Origin of the sequence: Herpetosiphon llansteffanensis (genome assembly GCF_003205875.1) — a bacterium.
Classification (GTDB): Bacteria; Chloroflexota; Chloroflexia; order Chloroflexales; family Herpetosiphonaceae; genus Herpetosiphon; species Herpetosiphon llansteffanensis.
Window position 1 is genome coordinate 69,158 of record NZ_PUBZ01000076.1, and the last position, 26,474, is coordinate 95,631.

Annotated in this window: 24 protein-coding genes; 12 read left to right on the forward strand and 12 right to left on the reverse strand. The window is 49.5% G+C overall.

What is annotated here, in order from left to right:
- The first annotated feature begins 427 nt into the window (after positions 1–427).
- The 7 genes from C5S61_RS04855 to C5S61_RS04885 all read left to right on the forward strand — a co-directional run bounded on the left by C5S61_RS04855 (position 428) and on the right by C5S61_RS04885 (position 9,404).
- On the forward strand, positions 428–1,750 hold the full coding sequence (locus tag C5S61_RS04855) for an ABC transporter substrate-binding protein (protein ID WP_110513962.1): 1,323 nt from the start codon (positions 428–430) through the stop codon (positions 1,748–1,750).
- A 60-nt stretch (positions 1,751–1,810) separates the two neighbouring features.
- Positions 1,811–2,755: a carbohydrate ABC transporter permease gene (locus C5S61_RS04860; RefSeq protein ID WP_110513963.1), complete on the forward strand. Its 945-nt coding sequence runs from the start codon at positions 1,811–1,813 to the stop codon at positions 2,753–2,755.
- A gap of 7 nt (positions 2,756–2,762) precedes the next feature.
- On the forward strand, positions 2,763–3,653 hold the full coding sequence (locus C5S61_RS04865; RefSeq protein WP_110513964.1) for a carbohydrate ABC transporter permease: 891 nt from the start codon (positions 2,763–2,765) through the stop codon (positions 3,651–3,653).
- A gap of 29 nt (positions 3,654–3,682) precedes the next feature.
- Entirely contained in the window at positions 3,683–5,668 is a 1,986-nt protein-coding gene (locus C5S61_RS04870; protein ID WP_110513965.1) for an alpha-amylase family protein, read from the forward strand.
- Between the two features lie 96 nt (positions 5,669–5,764).
- Positions 5,765–7,984: a hypothetical protein gene (locus C5S61_RS04875; protein ID WP_110513966.1), complete on the forward strand. Its 2,220-nt coding sequence runs from the start codon at positions 5,765–5,767 to the stop codon at positions 7,982–7,984.
- Positions 7,984–8,778 carry a GNAT family N-acetyltransferase gene (locus tag C5S61_RS04880; RefSeq protein ID WP_164689236.1) on the forward strand — a complete coding sequence of 265 codons (795 nt, stop codon included), beginning with the start codon at positions 7,984–7,986 and terminating at the stop codon, positions 8,776–8,778. The genes C5S61_RS04875 and C5S61_RS04880 overlap by 1 nt, the downstream gene beginning before the upstream one ends.
- Before the next feature lie 26 nt (positions 8,779–8,804).
- Positions 8,805–9,404: a biotin transporter BioY gene (locus C5S61_RS04885; RefSeq protein ID WP_110513968.1), complete on the forward strand. Its 600-nt coding sequence runs from the start codon at positions 8,805–8,807 to the stop codon at positions 9,402–9,404.
- A 54-nt stretch (positions 9,405–9,458) separates the two neighbouring features.
- Here C5S61_RS04885 and C5S61_RS04890 read toward each other — a convergent pair whose 3' ends face one another.
- From C5S61_RS04890 to C5S61_RS04940, 10 genes are all read right to left on the reverse strand, one after another.
- Positions 9,459–9,704 (reverse strand): hypothetical protein, encoded by a 246-nt coding sequence (locus C5S61_RS04890; protein ID WP_110513969.1) that lies wholly within the window; start codon positions 9,702–9,704, stop codon positions 9,459–9,461.
- A 725-nt stretch (positions 9,705–10,429) separates the two neighbouring features.
- A complete protein-coding gene (locus C5S61_RS04895; protein WP_110513970.1) occupies positions 10,430–10,822 on the reverse strand; it encodes a DUF779 domain-containing protein in 393 nt (130 codons plus the stop codon).
- A 70-nt stretch (positions 10,823–10,892) separates the two neighbouring features.
- A complete protein-coding gene (gene exaC / locus C5S61_RS04900; protein ID WP_110513971.1) occupies positions 10,893–12,413 on the reverse strand; it encodes an acetaldehyde dehydrogenase ExaC in 1,521 nt (506 codons plus the stop codon).
- Between the two features lie 628 nt (positions 12,414–13,041).
- Complete coding sequence (locus tag C5S61_RS04905; RefSeq protein WP_110513972.1) at positions 13,042–13,884, reverse strand: response regulator; 843 nt, start codon at positions 13,882–13,884, stop codon at positions 13,042–13,044.
- Positions 13,881–15,140, reverse strand: coding sequence for a sensor histidine kinase (locus tag C5S61_RS04910; protein ID WP_110513973.1), 1,260 nt, complete (start codon positions 15,138–15,140; stop codon positions 13,881–13,883). The genes C5S61_RS04905 and C5S61_RS04910 overlap by 4 nt, the downstream gene beginning before the upstream one ends.
- Before the next feature lie 519 nt (positions 15,141–15,659).
- Positions 15,660–17,750 carry a metallophosphoesterase gene (locus C5S61_RS04920; protein ID WP_110513975.1) on the reverse strand — a complete coding sequence of 697 codons (2,091 nt, stop codon included), beginning with the start codon at positions 17,748–17,750 and terminating at the stop codon, positions 15,660–15,662.
- 105 nt (positions 17,751–17,855) lie between these two features.
- Positions 17,856–18,149, reverse strand: coding sequence for a hypothetical protein (locus C5S61_RS04925; protein WP_205701364.1), 294 nt, complete (start codon positions 18,147–18,149; stop codon positions 17,856–17,858).
- A 26-nt stretch (positions 18,150–18,175) separates the two neighbouring features.
- Positions 18,176–18,643, reverse strand: coding sequence for a hypothetical protein (locus tag C5S61_RS04930; protein ID WP_054534281.1), 468 nt, complete (start codon positions 18,641–18,643; stop codon positions 18,176–18,178).
- On the reverse strand, positions 18,643–19,650 hold the full coding sequence (locus C5S61_RS04935; protein ID WP_110513976.1) for a tetratricopeptide repeat protein: 1,008 nt from the start codon (positions 19,648–19,650) through the stop codon (positions 18,643–18,645). The genes C5S61_RS04930 and C5S61_RS04935 overlap by 1 nt, the downstream gene beginning before the upstream one ends.
- Positions 19,651–19,785: 135 nt before the next feature.
- Positions 19,786–21,042: a glycosyl hydrolase family 18 protein gene (locus C5S61_RS04940; protein ID WP_110513977.1), complete on the reverse strand. Its 1,257-nt coding sequence runs from the start codon at positions 21,040–21,042 to the stop codon at positions 19,786–19,788.
- Between the two features lie 253 nt (positions 21,043–21,295).
- Here C5S61_RS04940 and acs point away from each other — a divergent pair, with 253 nt between their 5' ends.
- Positions 21,296–23,257: an acetate--CoA ligase gene (gene acs, locus C5S61_RS04945; RefSeq protein ID WP_110513978.1), complete on the forward strand. Its 1,962-nt coding sequence runs from the start codon at positions 21,296–21,298 to the stop codon at positions 23,255–23,257.
- Between the two features lie 74 nt (positions 23,258–23,331).
- Here the strand turns inward: acs and C5S61_RS04950 are convergent, their stop codons facing one another.
- Entirely contained in the window at positions 23,332–24,006 is a 675-nt protein-coding gene (locus tag C5S61_RS04950) for a DUF4397 domain-containing protein (protein ID WP_110513979.1), read from the reverse strand.
- 248 nt (positions 24,007–24,254) lie between these two features.
- Here C5S61_RS04950 and C5S61_RS04955 point away from each other — a divergent pair, with 248 nt between their 5' ends.
- Positions 24,255–24,695, forward strand: coding sequence for a YccF domain-containing protein (locus C5S61_RS04955; RefSeq protein WP_110513980.1), 441 nt, complete (start codon positions 24,255–24,257; stop codon positions 24,693–24,695).
- On the opposite strand, the gene C5S61_RS04960 is transcribed toward C5S61_RS04955, so the two are convergent.
- The gene (locus C5S61_RS04960; RefSeq protein ID WP_110513981.1) at positions 24,692–24,904 is read right to left on the reverse strand and encodes a hypothetical protein; all 213 of its coding nucleotides are present in this window, start codon (positions 24,902–24,904) and stop codon (positions 24,692–24,694) included. The two genes, C5S61_RS04955 and C5S61_RS04960, sit on opposite strands and share 4 nt — an antisense overlap.
- A 203-nt stretch (positions 24,905–25,107) precedes the next feature.
- On the opposite strand from C5S61_RS04960, the gene C5S61_RS04965 reads away from it, so the two are divergent.
- The 3 genes from C5S61_RS04965 to C5S61_RS04975 are packed head-to-tail and all read left to right on the forward strand — an operon-like array spanning position 25,108 to position 26,436.
- The gene (locus C5S61_RS04965; RefSeq protein WP_124033383.1) at positions 25,108–25,488 is read left to right on the forward strand and encodes a hypothetical protein; all 381 of its coding nucleotides are present in this window, start codon (positions 25,108–25,110) and stop codon (positions 25,486–25,488) included.
- A gap of 49 nt (positions 25,489–25,537) precedes the next feature.
- A complete protein-coding gene (locus C5S61_RS04970; protein WP_110513983.1) occupies positions 25,538–25,945 on the forward strand; it encodes a hypothetical protein in 408 nt (135 codons plus the stop codon).
- A 29-nt stretch (positions 25,946–25,974) separates the two neighbouring features.
- The gene (locus tag C5S61_RS04975; protein WP_110513984.1) at positions 25,975–26,436 is read left to right on the forward strand and encodes a hypothetical protein; all 462 of its coding nucleotides are present in this window, start codon (positions 25,975–25,977) and stop codon (positions 26,434–26,436) included.
- Positions 26,437–26,474 lie beyond the last annotated feature (38 nt).

Sequence of the window (26,474 nt, forward strand, 5' to 3'; positions counted from 1 at the left end):
CGATGAACCTGCGGATTGGTGGTGTTCAGCAGAACCCAACCGTTGGCTGGGCTTGGATTGCAGGAATATGCCGGTTGTTAATTCAATGAGCTATTACAACTAACTGCTACGCCTATGGGCTTGATGAAGCCAAAATTCACACTTGACAAGCTTGCAACTTTACTATATCGTAATGGAAACGCTTCCATTGCTGCAAATAACCAAGATTCAAACTAAACACCTATTTTTTCAAGCTAATGCTCCACAAACTCGTTTTTGTTCGGCTCATCATGTGCCTAAAACGAGCATTTTTTTATCCGAATGATGGAAACGTTTTCATGGAAAAATAGCGTATGATAAAGGAGTCTGCTCAGCATTAATTGCCAGTCTAAGCCAATCAATTCCGCAGGAGCCTGACATTTGGTTTCATCAATGAGGATACACCACCATGAAACGACCATGGATTCGCTCGTTTAGTTTGCTTGTCTGCTTGATTTTGGCTGGATGTGGCGCGACTGCCACGCCAACCACGCTGCCCATTACTTCAACAATCGATGCCAATGCTGGTGCTGCGAGTGGCACGGTTACGCTTTGGTTTCACTCAGGCCAAGGCGCTGAACGCGATGCCTTGAATGCAACCCTCCAAGCCTTCGCCGCCAAAAATTCAGCGATTAAAATCGAAGCTATTGAATTGCCCGAAGGCGCATATAACGATCAGGTTAATGCTGCTGCCTTAGCTGGCGAATTGCCATGTTTGCTCGATTTTGATGGGCCGTTTGTCTATAACTATGCGTGGTCGGGCTATTTGCAGCCCTTAGATTCGTTGATTGCTGCTGAGGTTAAAGCCGATTTCTTGCCCTCAATCATTCAACAAGGCACCTACAACGGCAAATTGTATAGCCTTGGTCAGTTCGATTCGGGATTGGGCTTCTATGCTAATAAAGCTCTGTTGGAAAAAGCTGGCGTGCGTATTCCAACGCTTGCGCAACCATGGACGCGGGCCGAGCTTGACCAAGCCTTGAGCAAACTCAAAGCCAATGGGTTGCAATATCCGCTTGAATTGAAAATGAATTATGGGCGTGGCGAGTGGTTTAGCTATGGCTTTTCGCCCTTCTTGCAATCGTTCGGTGGCGATTTGATCGATCGCTCGAATTATCAAAAAGCCAGTGGCACATTGAATGGAGCGGCTTCTGTTGAGGCAATGCAATGGTTTCAAAGCCTGTTTACGAATGGCTATGTTAACCCCAAGCCTGCTGGTGATACCGATTTTGCTGAGGGCAAGGCTGCGTTGAGCTGGGTTGGCCACTGGGCGTATCCCGATTATGCCAAGGCACTGGGCGCTGATTTATTGGTTTTGCCTGCTGCCGATTTGGGCAAGGGCGCGAAAACTGGCATGGGTTCGTGGAATTGGGGTATTACTAGCAAGTGTGCCAACCCTGCTGCCGCTGCCGAAGTGCTGTCGTTTATTGTTTCGCCAGAAGAAGTGTTGCGCATGAGCGATGCCAACGGCGCAGTTCCAGCGCGTACCTCGGCAATTGCCAAATCGACATTATTTGGTGATGGCGCGCCGCTGAATATCTATGTGCAGCAATTAACCAATGGTGTTGCTGTGCCCCGCCCAATCACGCCCGCTTATCCGGTGATTACCAGCGCGTTTGCTGAGGCAGTCGATAATATTGTGGCTGGAGCCGATGTGCAAACCGAGTTGGATAAAGCGGCGCAAAAAATTGATGCCGACATTGAAGATAACCAAGGCTATCCGGTGAAGTAGTGCCTTCAACAATCAAGCCGTTGGCTTCAGCGGCTTGGTTCTTCCCAAGGAGTCTTGCTGATGACGATTTCAAAATCGCCGACCGCGCAGCCACAAGCCACTCCACGCACGCCAATGCTGGGCTGGAAACGGCGCGAGCAGCGAGTTGCTTGGGCCTTCGTTGCTCCAGCGCTGCTGTTGCTCAGCATCTTTTTGATTGCACCGTTTGGCTTGGCATTTTATCTCTCGCTGACCGACCAACGCTTGGTGCCAAACCTCAATCTACCAACCCGTTTTGTTGGCTTCAAACATTATTTGGCAATGTGGCAAGACGCAACCTTTGTGCGTGCGTTGCTGAATAATTTCTTGTTTGTGCTGATTGTTGTGCCAGTACAAACCAGTTTTGCCCTATTTTTGGCAATCTTGGTTAACCAGAAAATCAAAGCGATCAACTTTTTTCGCACCATCTATTTTATGCCAGTTGTCACGATGATGGCAATTGTGGCGGTGGTTTGGACCTTTCTCTACAATCCCGATCAGGGCATCATCAATAGCTTTATTCAAACCATCAGCTTTGGCCAACTAGGCCCGTATCGCTGGCTTGAAGACCCAAAATTGGCCTTTCCAGCAATTATGTTGATGTCGATCTGGCAGGGCGTGGGCTTTCAGATGGTGATTTATTTGGCAGGTTTGCAGGAAATTCCTGGCGAATTGTACGAAGCAGCTCAATTGGATGGAGCCAATGCTTGGCAACAGTTTCGCTTTGTAACGCTGCCCCAATTGCGCAACACCTCGATTTTTGTCGTGATTTCGACCACGATTATGGCCTTCAAATTGTTCGATCAAGTTGAGATTATGACCAAAGGCGGCCCTAACGATGCGACCGTCACGGCAATGCTGCATATTGTGAATAGTGGCTTTCGCAATCAAAAAGTTGGCTATGCCTCGGCGCTTTCGGTGGTGTTTTTTGTGATTGTGTTGCTGATTTCGTTTGGCCAACGCATAGTTACTCGTTCAGAAAGGTAGCTTGTTGATGCAACGTCCTGCAATTGAACCAACCAAGCGCTGGCAAAAAAGCCCACGTCGTTTTGGCTCGTATCTGTTAATGACGATCATTGCGCTATTTAGTCTGTTTCCGATTGTATTTATGCTAGTTACAGCGCTTAAAGCCGATGAAGGCCAAATTTTGCGCGAGATGAGCACATTTGCAGCGTTTTTGCCAACTGGCGAGCTTTCATTGCAAAATTTTCGCGATGTGTTTGAACGTGTGCCATTTGCGCAATATTTGATCAACTCAGGATTGATCGCGCTCACAATTGTGCTCTTTGGGCTGGTGGTTAATAGCTTAATTGCCTATGCGTTGGCGCGCATGCAATTTCGGGGTCAAAAATTGCTATTGGCAATTATTGTGGCCTTGATTATTATTCCGTTTCAGGCAGTAGCTGTGCCATTATTGTTGATCGTCAACCAATTGCCGTGGTTTGATGGTCGAATGACCTGGCTCGATAGCTATCACGTTCAAATCATTCCATTTATTGCCGATGCTTTTTCGATTTTTCTGTTCTATCAGTTTTTTTTGAATATTCCTAAGGATATTGAGGAAGCGGCGTTGGTCGATGGAGCTAGTCGTTTCCGCATGTATGCCCAAATTATTGTGCCACTTTCCCGACCTGTGTTTGCTACCGTCGCAATTCTCCAATTTCTGACGCATTGGGGCGATTTTCTCTGGCCATTGATGGTTGTGCGTAATCCAGCGGTGCGCCCGTTGACCGTTGGCATGCAAGCCTTTTTCGGCCAAATGCCACGCCAATGGGGCGATATTATGGCGTTTGCCACGATGGTAACGCTCCCAGTGCTGATTATTTTTCTGCTATTTCAAAAATGGTTTGTGCAATCGGTGGCTTCATCAGGGGTTAAGGGTTAATCGGCATAACGCGCAGGAGGAGCTTTGTTATGCAAAAAGCTACTGTTCAATCGAGCCAAACTGCCAACATTGCTGGGCTATTCGATGGCTTGTTGGCTCAACAGATTGCCAATTCCCGCGATCGCGATATTTTTCGCGTGCGCTGGCAACGCCATTTTAACGATTGTTTTGAAGGATTACAGGCTTTGTATGGCCAGCATCCTGCGTGGCCAGCGTTGCTTGAACAACTGGCCGCCCGCTTGGTTGCGGCCTATGCCCAACGCCGTGATGTGCTGAAAATTCACGATTTAGCTCGTGAAATTGAGCCTGATTGGTTTGCTCAATCGCGTATGGTTGGCGGCATTTACTACGTCGATCGCTTGGCTGGCACGTTGCGCGGCGTAATTGAGCAGATTGATTATTTGCAAGATCTGGGCTTGACCTATGTGCATCTGATGCCACTGTTGCAGCCGCGGTGTGGCCCCAACGATGGTGGCTATGCAGTGCAGGATTATCGGGCGATTCATCACGAGCTTGGCTCAATCAGCGATTTTGTCGAATTAAGCGATTTGCTGCGAGCCAACGGTATGAGTTTATGCATCGATGTGGTCGTCAATCACACTGCCAAAGAACATGAGTGGGCGCTCAAAGCGCGGGCTGGTGATCCAGCTTATTTGGATTATTATCTGACGTTTGCTGATCGCAGCTTACCTGATGCCTATGAGCAACATTTGCCCGAAGTGTTTCCCGATTTTGCGCCTGGCAATTTTACTTGGTACGCCGAGCTTGGCGAGCATGGCCGTTGGGTTTGGACGACCTTCAACGAATTTCAGTGGGATTTGAATTATGCTAATCCCATGGTTTGGCTTGAGATGCTGGATATTTTGTTGTATCTGGCCAATTTGGGCGTTGATGTGTTGCGCTTGGATGCAGTGCCATTTATGTGGAAGCGCTTGGGTACAAATTGTCAAAATCAGCCAGAAGTGCTTGATTTGTTGCAAGCGTGGCGCGCAGCCATGCGGATCGTCTGCCCGGCGACGATTTTTAAGGCCGAGGCGATTGTTGCGCCCGATGATTTGGTGCAATATTTGGGCTTGGGCAAACGCACGGGCAAACTTTGCGAAATTGCTTACCATAATTCATTGATGGTGCTGTTGTGGAGTGGTTTAGCCTCGCAGCGCGCCGATCTGCTGACCCAATCGTTGCTGAATATGCCGGTGACTGCTGGCAACGCCACTTGGATTACTTATGTGCGCTGCCACGACGATATTGGTTGGGCAATTACTGACCAGAATGCGGCTTTGGTTGGCGAAGATGGGCCGTTGCATCGCCAGTTTTTGAGCGCTTGGTATCGTGGCGAATTTGCTGGCAGCTTTGCGCGGGGTGAAGTTTTTCAATACAACCCAATCACCAACGATCGGCGTATTAGCGGCATGACCGCTTCGTTGGCTGGGCTAGAACAAGCCTTGGATAACGCCGATCCGACGGCGATTGAACTAGCAATTCGGCGGATTTATTTGCTGTATGCAGTGATTTTTGGCTTTGGCGGCATTCCATTAATGTATATGGGCGATGAATTGGGCATGCTCAATGATCACAGCTATTTGAACGACCCATGCAAAGCCAATGATAACCGCTGGTTGCATCGCCCAGCCATGAATTGGGCTTTAGCGGCACAACGCCATGACCCAACGACGATTGCTGGACGCTTATGGCAGTTAATGCGCAGTTTAATTACCATTCGCCAACAAACACCAGCCTTGCATAGCGCTGGCCAAACGATTCCGATCTGGACGCAGCAACGCCATGTTTTAGGGGTGATTCGCGTTCACCCATTGGGGCGAATTTTAATTCTTGGAAACCTTTCCGCTGAGCCGCAACGAGTGGCGTTAAGCGTTGTTCGTGAGGCTGGATTGCTGGGCAACTTGCACAATTTGTTGGAGACAGCACGATTAAATATCGATGTACAAAGGGCAGAAATCGTGCTTGATAGCTACCAATGTTGTTGGCTTTGCACGCAAGCAAAAAATTTTTGAGCCTGCTGGATACGATTCCGGTAACGATTGCAGCCAAGGCCCGAATCAAGTATAGTTGCAGCGATTCCCCGTTCTTTTTGCAGAAGGAGCGCAACGATGCGAAATGTTCAATTACGCATTCTATTGCTTGTTGGGCTTGTAGCCGGTTTAAGTGGCGGTTTAGGGCTGCGTCGGCCAGTCGTTCATGCTGTGCCAAGCGCCACCAGCCAGCTTCAGCCACCACCAGCCAGAGTTGCGGTGACGACCCGCAGTTTTGATAATGCCCGCACCGGAACGACCGCCGCCGAGCAATTGCTTGCGCCAACCAATGTTGTCTCAAATACGTTTGGTAAATTGTTTAGCCGCACGGTTGATGGCCAGATTTACGCCCAACCCTTGTATGTACCCGATCTCACGATACCTGGGGTTGGCGTGCGTAATGTTGTTTTCGTGGCAACCCAGAAGAACAATGTTTATGCCTTCGATGCTGATGATCCGGCCATGAGCGCGCCGTTGTGGTCGCTCAACCTTGGTCAATTTGCCACCAGCAGCCTGCGTGAATTTGGCACGCGCTACAATGGTGGCGTGTATCAAGATATTAAACCCTATGTTGGGATTACTGGCTCGCCAGTGATTGATCCTGCGACCAATACGCTGTATGTTGTGCCATTTATTCGCTTGGGAGCCTATCAATATCAGCATCGCATGGTCGCGATCAACATTTTAACTGGCGCGATTATTCAATCGACCGCTATTCAAGGCTCAGTGCCAGGCGATGGCAACGATGCGAATCCTAATGATGGCTTGGTGGTGTTTGATAGCCGCCAACATTTGCAACGTTCTTCGTTGTTGCTTGACGGCAATCGGGTGTATGTGGCTTTTGCTGGCTATGCAGACACCGATCCCTATCATGGCTGGGTGTTTGGCTACAACAAAACCACGCTGCAACGCGAGTTGATCTATAACACAACCCCGCAAAAAGAAGTGACTTCGCAGCCAAACGCTGCCAACGATGGCGAAGGCGGCATTTGGATGAGTGGTCAAGGCTTGACTAGCGATGGCCAAGGCAATTTGTATCTTTCGATTGGCAATGGCAGCTGGAACGCCAATTTGCCCAATGGCCGCGATTATGGCTCGTCGGTCAGCAAATTGAACATTAGCAACCCGCTTACGCCAACAGTCCAAACCTGGTTTACGCCTTATGATTATAAAACGCTGAACACCAACGATACCGACCTTGGCACAACTGGCGCAATCCTCATTCCGAATACGAATGTGATGATTGCAGGCAGCAAGGGCGGCAAAATCTATGTCTTCAATCGCAATGATATGGGTGGTTTAGGCATTCAACAAGGCACAACGGGTTTTGATAAGCCAGTAGCTGGCAAGTTTTATCAGAGCTTCAAGCCGCATGGTGGCTCTGGCTTTCGCGGGATCTTTGGCTCGCCGGTGGTTTGGGCTGCTGGTGGCTCGACAGGTACGCGCATGTTTGTTTGGCCAGTTAATTCGCCGCTGAAGGCCTTTCAATTCAGCACCACTCAACCACTGACTCCAAGCTTTATTACCACGCCGGTGGCAACCAGCACCTTACAAACTGTTCAGATGCCTGGCGGGGTTATGTCATTGTCATGGAATGGCACAAATGCCAATACAGGGATTGTTTGGGCTACGCACTCGACTGGCGGCAGCGCCAATACCACCACCCAGCCTGGTGTACTGCGCGCTTATAATGCCTTGACCTTGCAAGAAACATGGAATAGTAACCAAATTGCTAGCCGCGATGCGATGGGCAATTTAGCTAAATTCAACACGCCGTTGGTTGCTGATGGCAAAGTCATCGTTGGCACGTTCTCGGTTGATAGCATTACCAACACCGACAAATTGGTGGTTTATGGCCATTTGACTCCGCGCATTGTGCGCGAACCAGTTGATACCACAGTTTCGTTTGGCCAAAATGCTAGCCTGAACGTAACCGCAACTGGAGCTGCTACCCTGAGCTATCAATGGTATCGTGGCGCAACTGGCGATACGAGCAACCCAATTGCTGGCGCAATATCACCAACCTTGACCTTAACGAATGTGCAAACCAATAGCCAAGTTTGGGTGCGGGTATCCAATCAACAAGGCAATGTTGCGAGTATTACCGCCAGCGTGATGGTAACGAATATCCCAACCAACACACCGACCAATACCAGTACGCCAACCAATACGCCAACTCCAAGTAACACGCCGACCAATACCAATACCCCAACCCCAAGTAACACGCCAACGATTACCAACACCCCGGTTGTGAGTCAATGGCGGGTTTGGTTGCCCATGACAATTCGAGGCCAATAATGTTGATTGATCGTCAATTGGCGGCTCAGCTTGAGGCTGCCGATGCGCATAATTTGCGTCACTATACAACAGCTGTTGGCCAAATTGTACCAGCGAGCAATGCAACAACTGCCTTGATTGGCGATGCGGCTGCCTGTTACACCGGCCCCGACTTGCCGATTAATCGCGCGGTTGGGGCTGGCAGCCAACAGCAATGGGATGCTAAGCTTTTTGGCAAATTAGCAGCATTTTATCATCAACGCCAACTGCCAGTGAGCCTAGAATTAACCCCATTTTGCGACCCTAGCCTACAAGCACTGTTGGCATTGGGCAATTATCGGATTAGTCGTTGGTGGAGTGTGCTGGCTTTTGACATGCTGCGTTATACCCCTTTTAGCCTAAGTAGTGTACAATCGCGCATAATCGCAGCTGAACAACGCCACCTTTGGGTTGAGGCAATGACTGAGCGTGGCCAGAGTAGCCCAATGGGCATAACCATGGCCAATGCAGCCGCTGCTCGCAGCGATAGCCAGCTTTTTGGAGCTTGGCTTGACGATGAGTTGATTGGCTGTGGTGCATTGAGCATCAATGCAGAGGTTGCGACGCTGTTTTCGACCTTTGTTAGCCCTGCTTGGCGGCGACGCGGTGCCCAAACGAGCCTGATTGCTGCGCGTTTGGCCCATGCTCAGGCACAGGGTTGTCGTTGGGCGACGGTATTGACCATCAGCGGCAGCGATTCGCAACGGATTGTAACGCGAGCCGGATTTAAGCTTGCCTACAATAAAGTAACGCTAGAAGAGCAACGAGGATCGTAGACAATCTATCTAGGAGGAAGCTGCACATGTATCGTGTGGAATCGGTAGCGGAACGACAAACCTTGGCCGATCTTGGGCGAAGCAAATCACTTGGGCGTGATCTTGCGCTGATTGTCGGGTTTAGTTTGTTTGTTGCCCTCACCGCTCAAATTGCTATTCCGTTGCCTTGGACTCCCGTGCCAATTACGGGCCAAACCTTGGGTGTGCTGTTGACGGGAGCGATTTTGGGGCCACGGCGTGGCGCTTTGGCAATTTTACTCTATCTGGTCGAAGGCTTGGCGGGTATGCCCGTGTTTGCTGGCATGACCAGTGGCATGGTTAAGTTACTTGGCCCAACCGGCGGCTATTTGATGGCCTTGCCAGTTGCTGCTACGTTGGTTGGCTGGCTGGCTCAACGTGGCTGGGATCGCCGAATTCCAACGGCCTTGGCAATGTTTGGCCTTGGCAATCTCATCATTTATGCAATTGGGGCATCGTGGCTGAATATTTATAAAGATACCTTTGGTCAAATCAGCGTTATGTGGGCTGGGGTTTATCCCTTCTTGCTGGGCGATGCGCTGAAGATTGTGGTTGCAGCCTTGGTTTTGCCTGGAGCTTGGGCTTTATTTGGGCGTAACGAACGCTAATTTTCGCCAATTAAACAAACAACACGGCTGAAGTCAATTCAGCCGTGTTGGCATTTAACGGCGGAACATACCGAAAAAGCTGCTTTTTGGTTGGAGCTTGTGCATCAGCATCAAGCGATATTGGCCCCAATCGCCGGGATCGCGCTCGATGCGCAAATCGTAGTGATGGTTGATATAGACTGGGCCATATTCGTTATTGGCCGATTGGCTCAAGCCACGTTTGGAGCCTTCCTCTTTAAGTCGCTCGACGATTGGTGCAAGCTCTACGCCTTGCATCAAGATTTCACGCTTCACGTTCATCTCAAGAACTCCTTGGTTATTTGAATATGTAGATATGAATTGAAGAATGCCGTTGTAGTTTGTATCCTATCATGCTGTGCAAGAGCTATGCCAGAACCATCAGGCCTATTCAACGATGCAAGGTAGTAGAACATAGAGCATAGAGCATAGAGCATAGGGGTCAGGGATTGGGGATCAGGGGTCGGGATTTAACGCAGCAACACAGAGCTGTGAACAAGGATGAAAAATCAAAAGGCAAAAGGCAGAAGTCAAAATAGAAATGCAAAAGTCAAAAGTCAGAAGTCAAAAAGAATAAAGAGAACGAGGGCTATTGGCTGGATGCTATAGGCTATTGGAACATAATCACACAAATCTGTGCAATCTGTGGCAAGAAAATACTCATTCGTGTCATTCGTGCAATTCGTGGCTAAAAAATGTTCTTCGCGTTCTTCGCGGTTTCAACCTTTCGTGGATCAAACCTTTAACGCAGAGACGCAGAGGAATGAGGGTTATTGGCTGGAGGGTATAGGCTATTGGAACAATAATCAATCAAGCTAATCTGGGCAGTCTGTGGCCAACGGAAAGGATGAGGGATGAAGAGAATGAGGGCTATTGGCTATAGAAAACAAAACATAATCCCAATAATCTGTGCAATCTGTGGCTAAAAAAGCCAATAGCCAAAAGCCTATAGCCTCATTTCATTCGTGGATCAAAAACTATGCTCTATGTTCTATGCTCTAGGCTCTTTACTCGTGCTGCGGGCCACGTAGTGGCGGGCCTGCTGCTTGCAGTTCTGCATGTTCTGCATCGCTAAACACCCGCGAACGCGTGAGAAAGCGCACACCTTCGGGGGCTTCGACCGAAAAGCCACTACCACGACCTTTAACCACATCAATCGTTAATTGGGTATGTTGCCAATATTCAAATTGCGGCCCGCTGATATAAAACGGGCAGCCAGCAATCTCGCCGAGATAAACATCGTGCTGGCCAACCCGAAATTCTTTGCGCGGATAGCACATTGGCGCGCTGCCATCGCAACAACCGCCTGATTGATGAAACATCAATGGCCCATGCACTTGGCTGAGTTTGTCAATTAAGGCTGTAGTTTGTTCAGTTGCGAGCACTCGTTCAACGGTCATGCTACAACTCCTTGTTGCGCTGGCAGCACTACCGCAAGCCTCAAACCTGCGGTAGTGCGCCATTTGGAATTTAGAAGAAGCCCATTGGATTTGGATCGTAGCTGACCAACAAGTTTTTGACTTGTTGATAGTGATTGAGCATCATCTTATGGTTTTCCCGGCCAATCCCCGATTGTTTGTAACCACCAAAGGCGGCGTGGGCTGGGTACAAGTGGTAGCAGTTGGTCCAGACGCGGCCTGCTTGAATCGCCCGACCCATGCGGTAGGCGGTGTTCATATCGCGCGTCCACAAACCAGCACCCAAGCCATAGAGCGTATCGTTGGCAATGCTCAGCGCATCGTCAAAATCATCGAACGAGGTTACGGAAACCACAGGCCCGAAAATTTCTTCTTGGAAGATGCGCATGCGATTATTGCCAGCAAAAATCGTTGGCTGAATGTAATAGCCTTCGGCCAGATCGCCGCTCATTTCAGCTTTGGCTCCGCCAACCAAGGCTTTCGCACCTTCGTCGCGGCCAATCGCCAAGTAGGATAAGATTTTTTCGTATTGATCGTTTGAAGCTTGTGCTCCAACCATGGTAGCTGGATCAAGCGGGTTGCCCTGAACGCAACGTTTGGTGCGCTCGACGGCTCGTTCTAAAAATTCACCATAAATTGATTTTTGAATTAATGCCCGTGATGGACAGGTACAAACTTCGCCTTGATTGAGCGCAAACATCGTAAAGCCTTCGAGCGCTTTATCAACAAAGGCATCTTGTTTGCTCAACACATCCTCAAAGAAGATGTTGGGCGATTTGCCGCCAAGCTCTAGGGTCACAGGAATAATATTTTCTGAAGCATATTGCATAATCAAGCGGCCTGTGGTGGTTTCGCCAGTAAAAGCAATTTTGGCAATCCGATTGCTGCTGGCCAACGGCTTACCAGCTTCGATGCCAAAACCATTGACCACGTTCACCACGCCTGGCGGTAGCAAATCGCCGATCAATTCCATCAACACAAGAATTGTGGTGGGCGTTTGCTCTGCTGGCTTGAGCACAACACAATTGCCCGCAGCAAGGGCTGGGGCCAATTTCCAAGTCGCCATCAAAATTGGGAAATTCCAAGGGATAATTTGGCCGACTACGCCCAATGGTTCATAAAAATGATAGGCAATGGTGTTTTCATCGACGGTGGCGGCGGTGCCTTCTTGGGCACGAATTGCCCCAGCAAAGTAGCGGAAGTGATCGATGGCCAGTGGCATGTCGGCAGCGAGCGTTTCGCGCACTGGTTTGCCATTTTCCCACGTTTCGGCGACTGCCAACATTTCAAGATTGGCTTCCATTCGGTCGGCAATCTTATTCAGAATGTTGGCTCGTTCTGCTGGTGAGGTTTTACCCCAAGCAGCTTTGGCAGCGTGAGCCGCATCGAGCGCTTTTTCGATGTCTTCGGCGGTAGAACGCGGAACTTCACAGAACGGCTTGCCATTGACGGGGCTGATGTTTTCGAAATACATGCCCTTGACTGGCTCGACAAACTCGCCATTGATGTAGTTGCCATAACGCGACTTAAAACTGACCTTACTGCCCGGCTGATTGGGATTGGTGTAGACCACAGTGTCCTCCAATAGCATGTTTCAAGCTTGGGCCAACATGGGTGGGGGATGTTCCAAAACCAGAGGTGAAGCGTTTCCAAACGTCGTGTTCCTATCATATCACAAAAGACATGAGAAAGGATGAAGGATGAGGGATGAAGGATGAAGTTGGAAATTGACATGAAAAATAGTTATTAATCGAGCAGATAATCGGTTATCTAGAAATAAATCTGAGCCAATCTGTGTAATCTGTGGCTAAAAATAATTATAAATGACTTTAACGCAGAGGCGCAGAGTGTGTGAGTTATGGGCTGTTGGCTTTGGGCTAGCACAAACTGAATCAAAATAATCTGTGGAATCTGTGGCTAAAAACATTCATGGCTATGGGCTATTGGCTTTGGGCTATCGGAGCATTTATTCGTGGAATTCGTGGCTAAAAACAGCCTTCGCGTCCTTCGTGGATCAGTTTTAACGCAGCGGCGCAGAGTTACGAAAGTATGAAGGATGAGGGATGAGGGATGAAGTAAAATCAAAAGTCAGAAAGCAAAAGCCAACAGCCCATAGCCTCATATAGCCCAATCTTCGTGCCCTTCGCGTGCTTCGCGGTTTCCAACCTTCCTTCTATGCTCTATGTTCTTTGCTCTATGCTCTACGTTCTTGCTTCAGCCAAAATAAGGTAGAGCTGGCTAATTGCATCTTTGCGGCGGCGATAGTATTCGCTTTTCGAGAGGTGTAACTGCTCTGCTTGGGCTTGCGGAGCTTGTAAATGCACAAATTCGCCCTCTAAAATCGCTAAGGTTTCCAGCACGTTCAATTGCATTGCCTCGCGAATAACGCTGGCAATTTTGGTTTGGGTTTGCAGCCCTCGTTGATAATCACCAGCAGTATGCGGGAACAAATAGTTGGCCAAATGGCTTGCTCCTAGCCCGACCAACCCTTGACGATGCAATTGAAGTAGCGCTTTGGTCAGATCGTCTTCGCTCAAACTGGCGCTAGGGGTTGGTGCAAGCAGCCGCAGCCGCAAAATATTCAGCAAGGCTTGGCTGCCAACCGGCGCTTGTTGGCTGCTTGCAGCCAGCGCTTGCTCGATTCGTTGGGCTAAATCTGGCGTGGCTGGTTTTTCAAGCACTGCATCACAGCCAAACGCAATAGCCGTTTGATGAATTTCGCTGGCACTTAACGCAGTTAATGCCACGATTGCTAACTTGGGTAGACTGCCATTGGCGATCTGAATTTGCAATTGCAAGGCTAAATTTGCCCCGGCCAACGACGATGCAACCACCTGCTGAAGCGCTGGATCGTTGGGCAAATTCAGGTCGAGCAACAACAGCATTTGGCTTGGCTGATAGATCGTCAAGGCGTGCTGCAATTGATCGGTCGCTTGTTTGCTCGAACGCGCCAGGCTGGTTTGATAGCCTGCTGCTTGTAAATAGCGCGCTGCCAGCTGGCGATCGACCGCTAAATCATCAACAATAATGCAATACTTGCTCATTCAATACCCTGTGGAAAACGCATGTGCAGCGTGCAGCCGATTGTTGAATCGAGCACGTGCAATGTTGCTGTTGCTTGCTTGAGCATTTGCTGCACTTGCTTCAAGCCCAAGCCTTGACTAATCAGGCTAAAATCGCCACGATTCAGTGCTGCGCGTAAATCTGGATGCATTCCCGCGCCATCATCACGAATTTCGAGCACCAAATAATCGTTTTGCTGAAAGCTGCGAATAGCCACCTGCTGCTGACAACGACTTAAACTATTATCAAGCACATTAAACAGTGCTCGCTCAAATTGCTCACGATCGGCCACAATCTGGCTGCCAGCGGCAATTTCGATGCTTACATTGGCAATAGGTTCGGTGTAGTAGGCGGCCAAGCCGTTGATTGCTGGTTGCAGTTGCATCAAACATTGCTGAAGGTCGATGCTTGTAAGGTTGGCGCGTTGGGTTGCCAATTGTTGCCGCGCTTGATCGAGCAAATTGTTGAGTTGGCGTTCGACGCGCTGGGTTGCCGCCAAGGCAGGCTGAATCGTGGAGTTGCTGGCTGGTTGCTCAAAGGCCAAATGGTGCAGCAAGCCTTGGACGCTTTTCAAGGGCTGGCGCAAATCGTGTTTGAGCAAACTAAGCTGTTGCACATGCTGTTGCAAATCGTGGAGTTGCTGCTGCATGCTCGTGCGTTGCTGCACCAACTGGGTCGTTTGGGCATGTTGCTGGCTGGCGTAGCGCAAGGTTTGGCGCGAAACGAGGCCAATTGCGCTGCACATCAACATAATGCTCAGTACAACAATAATCACCAATAACCATTCGTTGAAGATAATTAAGTGGCCTGCTGCCAGATAATTCAGGCCAATCAAGCCAGTGCTATAGCCCAAAACCTGCCAAAATGGCATGACGACTGCAAAACCACAGACTGCAAATAATTCAAAAATTAGCACATTCGGCGAACGCATGGCATATGCCAAGCTTGCATTATGGATAATTGCAATCAGCATGCTGGTATGCCAAGCCCAATTAATCTGTTTACGCCGTAGCAACCACCAAACCAGCAACGGATTGAGCAGACTGCGGGCAAGGTGTAAGCCAAAAACCCCCAACGATTGCTGCTGATTGATCACGCCCAAGCCAAGCACAAGGGTAAATGGCAACGCCAACCCACACGCCAACAGTGTAATTAACTGAATCAATCGCCGTTTGTGATGCGCAAGCAATTGCTGATAATGCTGTTGTACTGGCTCGTCAAGGCTTGGTTGAATCATAGCCAATTCGCGATTTAAGCAACTTCAGCATTGCATGATAATCGTCATCAAACAGCCGACCAAAACAGCAAAATAGCATAAAACTATTGAGCAAGCTACTTACAATTAATGCTCCTAGCTCGAATGGCAGCAAATAAGCCACAATGCTATGCAAAAAATCAATGCAACCTATGATCAATAGCCCAATCAGCCCAAATATGATTATTTTGAACAAGTCTCGTGGCCGAAGATTATAAATCAATAGCAAAGCAGTAAATAGGCTAACGCTGGCATGAATTGGCAATTGATGACTCAACATTAGCTTACCAACGTTCGATCATTAGTTGCAGCACCAAACAGCTAAATAGCCCTAGCCCACAACCCAAGCCAATGCCGATCATGGGCCAAAAAAGCCGCTTTGCCTCTGGATCAAACTTCAATACCATTCACTCCTCGACTAGCTCCCCAGCGCTTTACTCAACCCTAGTGTACTCAAAATTGATTGAATTGAGTTGAGCTTTTTCCCAAGTTTTTCCCAAGCTAAATCGCTAAAATGCTGGCTGGACTGGGCACGAGATCGCGGCTAACCACGCGCTCGTTATCGCGGTCGGGGGCTAAAATATCGATCGGTTCTTGGGGTTCGAGTTTATTTTCAGGCCCCGTCGTAAACCACGGCGTGATGCGCAAGCGCCAGCCATTCAGCGTTTCATCAACATTAAATATCAGCAAGCTTTGTAACAATGGCCAACGGTCGTGATTGAGCGCATTGGTGTAGCCGCGATTTAAGATGTTTGGCTCTTGACCAACCAACCAGCGCCGCAAGCCCCAAACTTGATCTTCGACCTCGATTTTGCCGTTGAATTTGGCCCGCAATTGTTGGGCGGTGGGGAAAACTTCGCGTAACATCACCTGATCAACAATTTCTTGATCATCGTCGCGATAGACAAAGCGCGATTCCAAGGGTGTCATGCCGCTGGGCGTGTGCCAATGCAAATCAACCGGCTTGCTGAGGTATGCGCCACCACCGCCATTAACAAAGTGGTGGGCAATGTGTTGGGTTCCGCGCAAGGTGATGTAGCGCGATTCATAATGTTGGTAGGCGTGGGTATCGCCGCCAATAACGACATGGGTTTCGTAGCGCCGCAACAACTCGTATAGCTGCCGCATCCCTGGGTGATCGGCAAAGGCTCCATTGACATACAATGGCTCGCTCAGCACAACCGCGATAATTTTTTGTTGATTGAAGGCCGCCAGCAAACAACTTTCTAACCATTCCAATTGGATTGCATCGACATTGCCAATGCAGCCTGTATCGACCGCTAACAACACAAATGGCACTGGGTCGAAGCTTAATTCAAAAAATGGCAAGCGTTGCTGGGTTTGCGGTTCGTTGAGGTCGCCGCCAAGCCTCGTTAGGCCATAGCGTTCGCGCAAACTGCGCACTTCGTTCCAGCGCAATTGGCCCCACGGATAACCATAGCGTGCCCAAGGCCCAGTTTTGAGCGCTTTGGCCCATTGTTGTAGCTGTGGGTCGCGGCTATCGACATGGGCAGCAGCATAGCCAAAATTCAGCATCAAGCCTTTTAAATCGTTGTACCAATCGTGATTACCTGCCAAGCCGTAGATCAACGGTGGCGTTTCGCTTTGGCTGGCATAGGGCCGATAGAGCGTGCGCTCATAATCCATCAACTCGCCAGCTGGGTAAACAATATCCGAGCTGAGAATTGTAAAGGTTGGGTAGGCAGGATTGGCCGGCCCTTGTTGGGCGAGACGGCTATCTTCACTGACAATTGGCGGGGCAATCTGCGATTCATCGCCCTCGCCCGGGTCGCCAATCACGGCGAAGGTGAAGCCACGTTGCGGATTTTGCACAGGCTTGATTCGCGCAGCTTTGGCCACATCACGCGCTGCTTTGCTGCCCACAATATGCTCGATATAGGCCATGCGCACTGTATCGGCCAAATCGCTTTCGGCCCATGGTGGCACGCCCCAACGCGGCATTAATGTATATTTCAAATGTGGCAACAACGTGCGCCAATTGGGCGGGTCAATCCACGAGAAGCTGCCACTTTTGAGCAACCGTCGTACCAAGTAGAAGCCCAAATAATAAATCGTTAGCAGCACAGATAAGGTTGCCAGCAATTCAACCCAATTTTTAATCGCATCGATAAAGCGCGTTTCGCTATCCAAAATTCGGGCGGGCACTAACAACAACTCTAAAATAATCGCAATGCCGCTGACCGTGAGCAGCACCATACATAAAAATTGCACTACCAGCAAGACCCCGCCGATGTAGCTTGATGGTGAGCGATCGCCAGCTCGTAAGCGGCGACGTAGCTCGCGATAGAGCGTTAGCAAGCCCATAATTGCCAAAGAGCTAGCAATTACTGTGCGCAGTTGCGGAAACGGCAGTAAGGCCAAGGTGAGCATGGTTGTGCTAACTGCAAAGACTTTAATCAGCAACAATGCCGCTCCAGCAAACTCCATCATCATAATTCTGCGATGGGCCCAGTGCGAGGTTTCGATCCAAATTAAACTAAGCACTAAGATCGTTGTGATGATCAAATAGGTGCGGGCCGAGCTGGGCATGCCCAAGGCCACCAGATAATCAGCAATTGTTCCAAGTAGCATAATTCACCTCATCACAACACGTTTTGGGGCAAGATTCGATTGATTCAAGTATCCCTGCTTGGGCTGATTTTTCCAAGCAGGGATGATTGCAATTGCCTAACAAACTTAGCGCGATTTTTCTTTGGCGAGGCGTTCGTTGCCACGTTTGAAGTTGCCAGTGATTTTGGCCATCACCAGCTGGGCTGCTTCGCCTTCAAGGTCGGCGATGTTGGCGAGAAAACGTTGGGCTTTTGGTCCGTTCAAAATCATCACTTGTTTGCCATACCAGCTAATAAAAACTTTACCAGCTTTGCTGACTGAATAATCGAAGGCTTCGGCTTCGACGGCGTTGAGTTTGCGTGAGGCTGGCTCTTCGTTCGGTTCTTGATCAACGGTTTCTGGCTCGGTTGGTTCGCTCAAGGTTGGCGACTCCTTCGCAAAAAAAGTTAGCGTCGGCGCACTTCGGGCGGAATTGCCGCAAGCCAGCCAAGCTGAACCACCGCCCATAAGCCCAACAGAATTGCTTCGGCTGCATCGTGACGCAATGAGGTGGGGCGTGGTGCATCCGACCATTCAATGACGCGGCGGGCTAGTTCATCGGCAACGGCTTTGGCTTGCTCTCCGGTGCGTTGTTCACGAGCATATAACAATGTGGCGCGCCAAACCTCAGCACTTGTACGGATCAATTCTAGGTCGCGGCGGGTAGCTTCGCGCTCCCAAACATCAGCAATTTGGCCGCCGCCTTCGAGCACCAACACACTCAAATCGCTAATTTCGGCCAATTGACCGCTGCTGCCCTTGCGCAAACGCGCCAACGAGCCATAGTTATGCGAACGATACCACACGAGTTTGCCTGCGCGGTTGTAGCACGCAAAGCCGGTGCGAATGCCTAAATCAACCGCGAGTAAACTCATTAGCGTTCTCCAAAACTATCGCCGCGCTGCTGGTTGCTCAGCTCTTGATTGTAGGCATCGAGGCCACCAATCGCCCGTTGCAGATGGCCATCAGCCTCTTGCAAACGCAAAGCTGCGCGGTTGGCAATTGCCACGTTATAGTTGGTATAGTATTCCAAAATGTCATCGAAAGCAGCTTGTTCTAATTGCAGGCCTTGTTTGTATTCATCGTGAATTTCGGCCAAAATATCGGGCGCTTTGATGCGCTCCAAATCGGTGTAGGCTTGGCGCACAACATCGCGATAGCGTTTGGCGGCCTCGATTTGGTTGGTGGCCACGGTTGATCGATCGCTGGTTTCGCGATAGATTGTTACTGCTTGATCGAGGCGCTGGCGAATTTCGCCAACTTGGCTTAAATAACGCAACAGTTCAGCTTGATTAATTTCCGAGGCCGCAACTACCGCCTGTGCATCAGGTTGATCAGGGTTGGCCAGCTCGAGGATTGGCGGCACTTCTGGCAAGGGCTGGGCTTTGGCCACTGCCAGCATCACCCCAGTAAAGCTAATTGCCAGAATCAAGGCAATCAAGGAAGCCACGCGCACAACTTTGCCGCTGCGTTCAGAATCGCGCCATTCTTGCCACCAAGCTTTTTCAGCCATGGGGGCCGCTTCTGCAGCTCGATCCTCGACGGTGGGAATGCTAATTTGCTGCAAGGCGCTTGGTGGTTTGGGCGTGGTAATGCTGGCAGCCTTGGTTTGCTGTTGTTGCTGAATCCATGCTAAGCCTTTGCGGGCTTGTTGATTATCGGGGTTGATTTTGAGCGCCGATTGCAAACAAAATTCTACATCACGCTGCTCGTCGAGCACCCCGCTAAGCCAAAGCCAAGCCTGCTCATGGCGTGGGTCAAGCTGAACTGCCTTGGTCAACAAACCAGCAGCAATTCGGCGTTGACCGCCGCGCGCCGCCGCCAAACCACGCTCATACAAGCGCTGCGCCTCAACACTGTAGGTTGTAATGCCTTGTTCCATAATCCTCTGTAGGGATGAAGGATGAAGTATGAGGGATGAACTTTATCCTTCAAGATTAATATATTGAGAAATAATGCAGAAGTAATAAGCTTAACCGAAGGTTTCATCCTTCATCGCTCATCCTTCATACTTTGCTTAATGGCCTGGAATATAGCGATTGATTGAGCGTTGAACGATCAACGGATCTTGCTTTAACGATTCGCGAATGTAGGTCCAGTTTTGGGGATCTTCGCTGCCCAAGCGCCAAATCGCGATGCCAGCTAAATCGTTTTCGCGAATCATCTCCATTTTCGCGGTCAGCGAACGATAATTCGAAAACCAGACCGTTCGTCCAGCGTAGCTAAATGTTGATTCTTGCACTTGCTGGCCGCCATCTTCTTCGACCAAGCGAATTTGCGGCTGATAGGCTGCCTTAATTTCTTCGACCTCGGTATAGGTGCGGGCAATGCCAAAGCCGCCATTATTTGGCCAATCGTAGGCGTAAAACGAAATGCCAATTTGAATTTTGCTGGGGTCGACTTGGGTTTTGGCATATTCGGCGACTGCTTTGACCCAAAACATTGGCGCAATTGGGCCTGGTTCTGAGCCACGCCAACTATAGTCGTAGGTCATAATCCGCAAGCGATCGACCACTTTGCCCAAATCGGCATAGTTTTGGTAATCGGGGCGGCCTGTGTGGGCATGCACGGCTACGGTCAGCAATTTATTTTCTGCATGCAGCGCCGCGCCCAATTCAGTCATAAAGGCAGTAAATTCATCTTCATAATCAAGCGAAAGCGATTCGTAATCGATGTCGATGCCATCGTAGCCATAGGCGCGCACTTCTTCCATAATAATTCTAATATGGTTGGTACGACTTTCTGGTGTAGCCAAGGCCACCGATGCTGCTTCCAAATCTTCAATATTATGAATTGTTGGAATGATTAGCACATTATTTTCTTTGGCAATTTGCACCAATTCTGCATCGCGCGAGCCAACATCGGCGATCAGTGTGCCATCGGGCCGCACGCCATACCAAAAGGGGCTGACCTCATCGAGAATGTCTTTATTGGCCTCGAAGGTGGCGCGGGCAGCTTCTGCATCAAACGAGGTTGGCAGCCAAGCAGCGACATAGCGACCAGTTTTGGGGTGCACTCCGCGCACATCATTGGCGCTCGCAGGCAGCTCAGAGCCACCTTGGCCATCGGCAACCGTGTTTGGTAGTGGCTGCAACGTTGGGGCAACGAAGGTAGGCATCGGCAGGGCGGTTGATGTTGGACGGGGTAGCAGGGCTTGGGCGGCGGCATCGGCGGCGCGGTTATGTTTGATTCGTAAATCAATAAACTGCCAAAGAAAGACGATCCAAACCAAAATCCCGATTGCCAAGGCCCCACGAAAAAGATGACGAAACATAACAATTCACTCGATCAAAGAAATGCTTAGTAAAAGAACAACCAAAGTATAACCGATTAAACATGGCTTTCCAAGAAAAGCTAGATTAAAGTCAAAATTCAAAAGTCAAAAGGCAGAAAGCAAAAGCCCATAGCCAAAAGCTCTAACCCCTGACCCCTCGTCCGTTTTGACACGAACCGATCATCAAGGCTACAATTGAACCAGACCTCGCACTTGTCCCGCCGCTTGTGAGTAATAATTAGGAGGCATCTCAATGACTGAGAATGCTGCACCAACAACTGTTGGGCAATTTTCGGCAAGCAACGCCGCTGAATCAGCACTCTACTACCCACCTGCTGCCTTGGTTGAAAACTCGAACGTGATGGCCTACGCCCGCGAAAAGGGCTTCGCCGATGCCGAAACTATGCGTCAATGGTCAATTGAACACTATCAGGAGTTCTGGGCCGACATGGCAACCCGCCTTGTCGATTGGTATGTGCCGTTTAGCAAGGTGCTCGACGATAGCAAAGCCCCATTCTATCAATGGTTCAACGATGGCAAAATTAACATCGTGCACAATGCGCTTGATCGCCACGTTAAAACCTGGCGCAAAAACAAGTTGGCCTTGATTTGGGAAAGCGAAAAGGGCGATAACAAAACCTATAGCTATTGGCAATTGTTCAAGCGTGTTAATAAATTTGCCAATGTGCTCAAATCGATGGGAGTCAAAAAAGGCGATACGGTCACGATTTATCTGCCCCGGATTCCCGAAATTGTGATTGCAATGCTGGCATGTGCCAAAATTGGCGCAATGCACAGCGTTGTTTATGGTGGTTTTAGCGTTGAAGCGCTGCAAACACGCATCCAAGATGCTCAATCGCGGGTGGTGATTACTGCCGACGGCGGCTACATGAATGGCAAAGTGATTGAGCTGAAGAAGATCACCGACGATGCGATTAAGCACTCGCCTGTTGTCGAAATTGTGATTGTGGTCAAACGCACTGGCCACGAGGTCGAAATGCAGCAAGGCCGCGATTTGTGGTACGAGGAGTTGATGGCGCTGCCAATCGCCTCTCCCAAGTGCGAAACCGAGCAACTTGATGCAGAACATCCCTTGTATATGCTCTATACCTCTGGCACGACTGGCACGCCAAAAGGCTTGGTGCATACCCATGGTGGCTATCAAGTTGGGGTTGCAACCACGCTCCACTTTAATCTTGACATAAAAGAAGATGATGTGTATTGGTGTGCCGCTGATCCCGGCTGGGTGACTGGCCACTCCTACATTGTCTATGGCCCGCTGATGCTTGGCGCAACCCAAGTGATGTACGAAGGCGCGCCAACCTTCCCCTTCCCCAATCGCTGGTGGAATATCGTCGAGCGCTATGGCGTGACCGTGCTGTACACCGCGCCAACGGCGATTCGCGGCTTGATGCGCTTTGGCGAGGCTTGGCCAAATCGCCATGACCTTGGCTCGTTGCGCTTGCTTGGCTCGGTTGGCGAGCCGATTAATCCCGAAGCATGGCGTTGGTATCATCGGGTAATTGGCCGCAACAATTGCCCAATTATGGATACATGGTGGCAAACAGAAACCGGCAGTATGATGATTACGCCCAATCCAACCACGCCACTCAAACCAGGCTCTGGCACGCGTTCATCGTTTGGCATCGATGCTGATGTGGTTAACGAGCAAGGCGAACATGCCAGCGACGATGAAGATGGCTTGTTGATTATTCGCAATCCATGGCCTTCGATGTTGCGCACGATCTACAACAATCCCGAGCGCTATATCGAACAATATTGGAGCCGCATTCCAGGCGTATACACTGCTGGCGATTCTGCCCGCAAAGACAAAGATGGCTATTTCTGGGTCATTGGCCGGATCGACGATGTGATCAAGGTTTCAGGCTATCGGCTTGGCACTGCTGAAGTCGAATCGGCCTTGGTTTCGCATCCTTCGGTTGCCGAAGCTGCCGCGATTGGCTTGCCGCACGAAGTTAAGGGCAACGCCATCCACACCTACGTGATTCTCAAAAATGGCTATGAAGCCAGCCAAGATCTCGAAGATACTTTGATTGCGCACGTTGGCAAGATGATGGGGCCAATTGCGCGGCCCGAAAATGTGCAATTTGTGGCCAGCTTGCCGAAAACCCGCTCAGGCAAGATTATGCGCCGCGTGCTCAAAGCCCGAGCATTGGGCTTGCCCGAAGGCGATTTAAGCACCCTAGAACAATAAAAAATAAACCAGCCCGTGATTGTGCTGATCACGGGCTGGTTTATTTGTGTGTTGGTAAGAACCTCGTTGAAGGCTTATTTCACCATATCGACACGTGATTGAACCCAGAAGTTTTTGCTAGCAAAGCCGCTTGCGACCAAGCTATAGCCCCAACCTGATTCAAAGCGCAAAGCTGGCGTGGTAAACAAGACAGTTGAGCTGCCTGCTGGGCTAATATCAAAGCTATAGCTGCCTGCTGGCACTTCTAAGGTTGCTGCATCGCCGAATTTAGCGCCTTTGACAACGATATTTTGCGTGCCTGCAATTTTAATATCGACTGCTGGTGCATCTGGTGAGCCGTGAATAACCCGCACGCGGCTCATGCCTGGTTTTGTCATCGAGAAATCATCGTCATACACGTTGACATCAAAATTACCCAAACCCAAGCTACCAACTGCGGCAACCGTACCAGTATAGCCACCTTCAACTGTTAATTTGGTTTCGAATACTGAAGCTGCAACACCTGCGCCAGCTGGAGCAATATCAATTGTATAGGTTCCATCTGGTAATGCCAATTGGCCGCTTAGTGCAAAGAATGGCACACTGGTTAACACTGCTTTGCCATCGACAAAAATATCGACCGCTGGTGCATCTGGTGAGGCGTGCATAACCCGAACATAGTTCATCGTCGCAGCTTTGGTTGCTTGCGGGGTGCTTACGCCGAGAATTGCCAACAGTGCCAACGCGATAACCATACATCGTCGTAACATTCGAGAATCCTCCAAAAACAACAATCTTCAAGGAAACTGTTTTGCCTTGGCCCATCTCAACTCGTTATAGCGCTATTGTGTTGTTCTACGCGACGTGGTTTTGAATGGATGTATCCAAGATGGGTAAATTTGAGCAATTTTGCAAAATTGGCAAAAATTGATTTATTTAAACTTCAGGCATCCACATTTGTGCAGCTACCCATGCGTTATGCTACGCCCAAGCATTTTGAGTTAGAAAGGGAATCGCAATGAACTATCAACCACCAACCGTGATCATCCACAATGGTAATAGCGGGCCGGGCTGCCTGATTCGCGGCCTCTGGTTTATTTGTGTGGGCTTGTGGTTGGGCGCATTGGTGACAGGGTTGGCTTGGTTTCTCATTATCAGTGTGATTGGCTTGCCGTTGGGTTTGATGTTGCTCAATCGCTTGCCCCAAATGATGACCTTGCGTCCAAACCCTGCCAATACGCCGCTGATTGTGGTTGCAAATGGTCAGGTTGTGGTGGCAAATGGTCGCCCACAACAAGCATTTATTGTGCGCGCCATTTACTTTGTGTTGGTTGGTTGGTGGCTAAGCGGGCTGTGGCTGGGCGCTGCATGGGCAATCGCTGGTTTTACATTTGGCTTAGGCTTGCCAATTGCTTTTTGGATGTTCAATCGCGTGCCCGCCATCACAACCCTTGGCTAAGCTCGCCCAACCAATGTTTTGAGATTTGCCCGCGTCACCTCAAGCTGTGGCGTGGGCAAGTTATGTTGCAGGCAATAGCTGTGTAATGCTGCTAATGCTGCATCAAGCGCCGCACCTGCGCTGACCCCATAGCCAACAACTCCCGCAATTTGCGGACAGATTGCGCGAAATTGGCCAGCCTCAGCCCGAACGACAATTTCATAGTGCATTGAATAGCTCCTTAAACCATCAGTAACCAAATTCCCAAAACGGCTGGTTAGCTCCTAATCCGTGATTGGTAGTACGGTTTATTATTGCGCATACCTCGTTTAATGGTAGGCCCAAAATGTGCAGCAACGATCTGCTGAACAAAGCTTGAGCAACCAAAACTCATTGGTGGCGTATCGTGTGGTAGTAAAAGAGTGTGAGGATTATGATGCAAATCGACCATTTAACCGCAAATTCAGTGCCGTTGGCCCTACGATTAATTGGCTGGCGCTCCTATTTAACTGCTGCGATGCTTGGCTATACAACCATTACTGAGTTTTCCAGCGCGGATTTTGGCACGCAATTATTTATCTGGCTGGTGTTTGGAGCGATAGCATGGCTCTTTGTGTGGGTTGGCAAGCGCTTAATTCAGCAAAAAGCCGAAGCGCGGCGCACCGCCGTTTTGTTTGAGTCGCTGCGCATTGTTGCTTATGGGCTGAGCTTTTTCGTAGGCTGGACAATTTTAGGTCTCGTAGATTGTGGGCTGGCGATTGTAAGCCTTTGGTATCTGACCCGCCATGAGATTATAGCACTTTGCAACCATTAACCAGCTTCTCCGTATCTAGCTACGAAGATTTTGACCGACTGGAGAGAGTATGTATAACGTTCCCTCAACTCAGACCAAATTACCCGCCCCAATTGGCCTGAAATTAGTTGGTATTCGCTACGGCTTAGGTACGCTGATGATGGCTGCCGTGACTGTCCTCATGGGTTTGGAGCTACAAGCTTGGCGCAGTGATACCTTCTTTATTCCATTACTGTTGTTGGTGGCGTGTGCAGGCATTACTGCGTTGTATGCGCGGGTTACCTGGGGCATTTTTAAGCAACAAGAGCAAGCGCGCAAATATGGCGTTTTCCTTGAATTTCTGGCGTTGGCAATTTCAGCATTCAACCTACTAACGGGGAATTTCGAAGCAACGGATTTGATTTCGGTTGGAATCAGCGTTGCGGTTGTTTGGTACTTACGTCGCACAGAAACCTTAGATTATTTCTACGAAGCTTAATCGAGCACCAATTAGCGAGTGAGATCAATATGCAATGGTTATTTATACCATCATTAAAGCCAACTCCATTGCCAGTAAAACTGATTGCTGGCTATCAATTTACGACTGCGCTTTTTGGTTGCTACGCCTTATTTTGGGCTTTACAACAAGGCTCAGGGGTGATTGATCCACTTAGTGCTGGCAGTACAGGCTTTGATTTGCTGCAACATTGGATTCAAAACCGCCATTGGTTAGCGTTGGTATTTATCGGGGCTATTGCGGTTGCCACTTGTATCCATACGTTGCTTGGCATTGGCTTACTCAAAAAATATCCGTTTGCCCGAACTGCGACTATTTGGTGGGATTGGACAGTCATTGGCTTGGCTGGATTGAGTATTGCGCGATTCAATTGGTATTTTTGGGTCGAAGCGGTGGTGATTGCCCTTAGTTATGCAATTATTTATTATCTGCAACAGCCAGAAACAATATATGTATTTGAACCTGAGCCTTAATCAGCGACTATTGACCAAAATAAGAAGGAATCGCAACC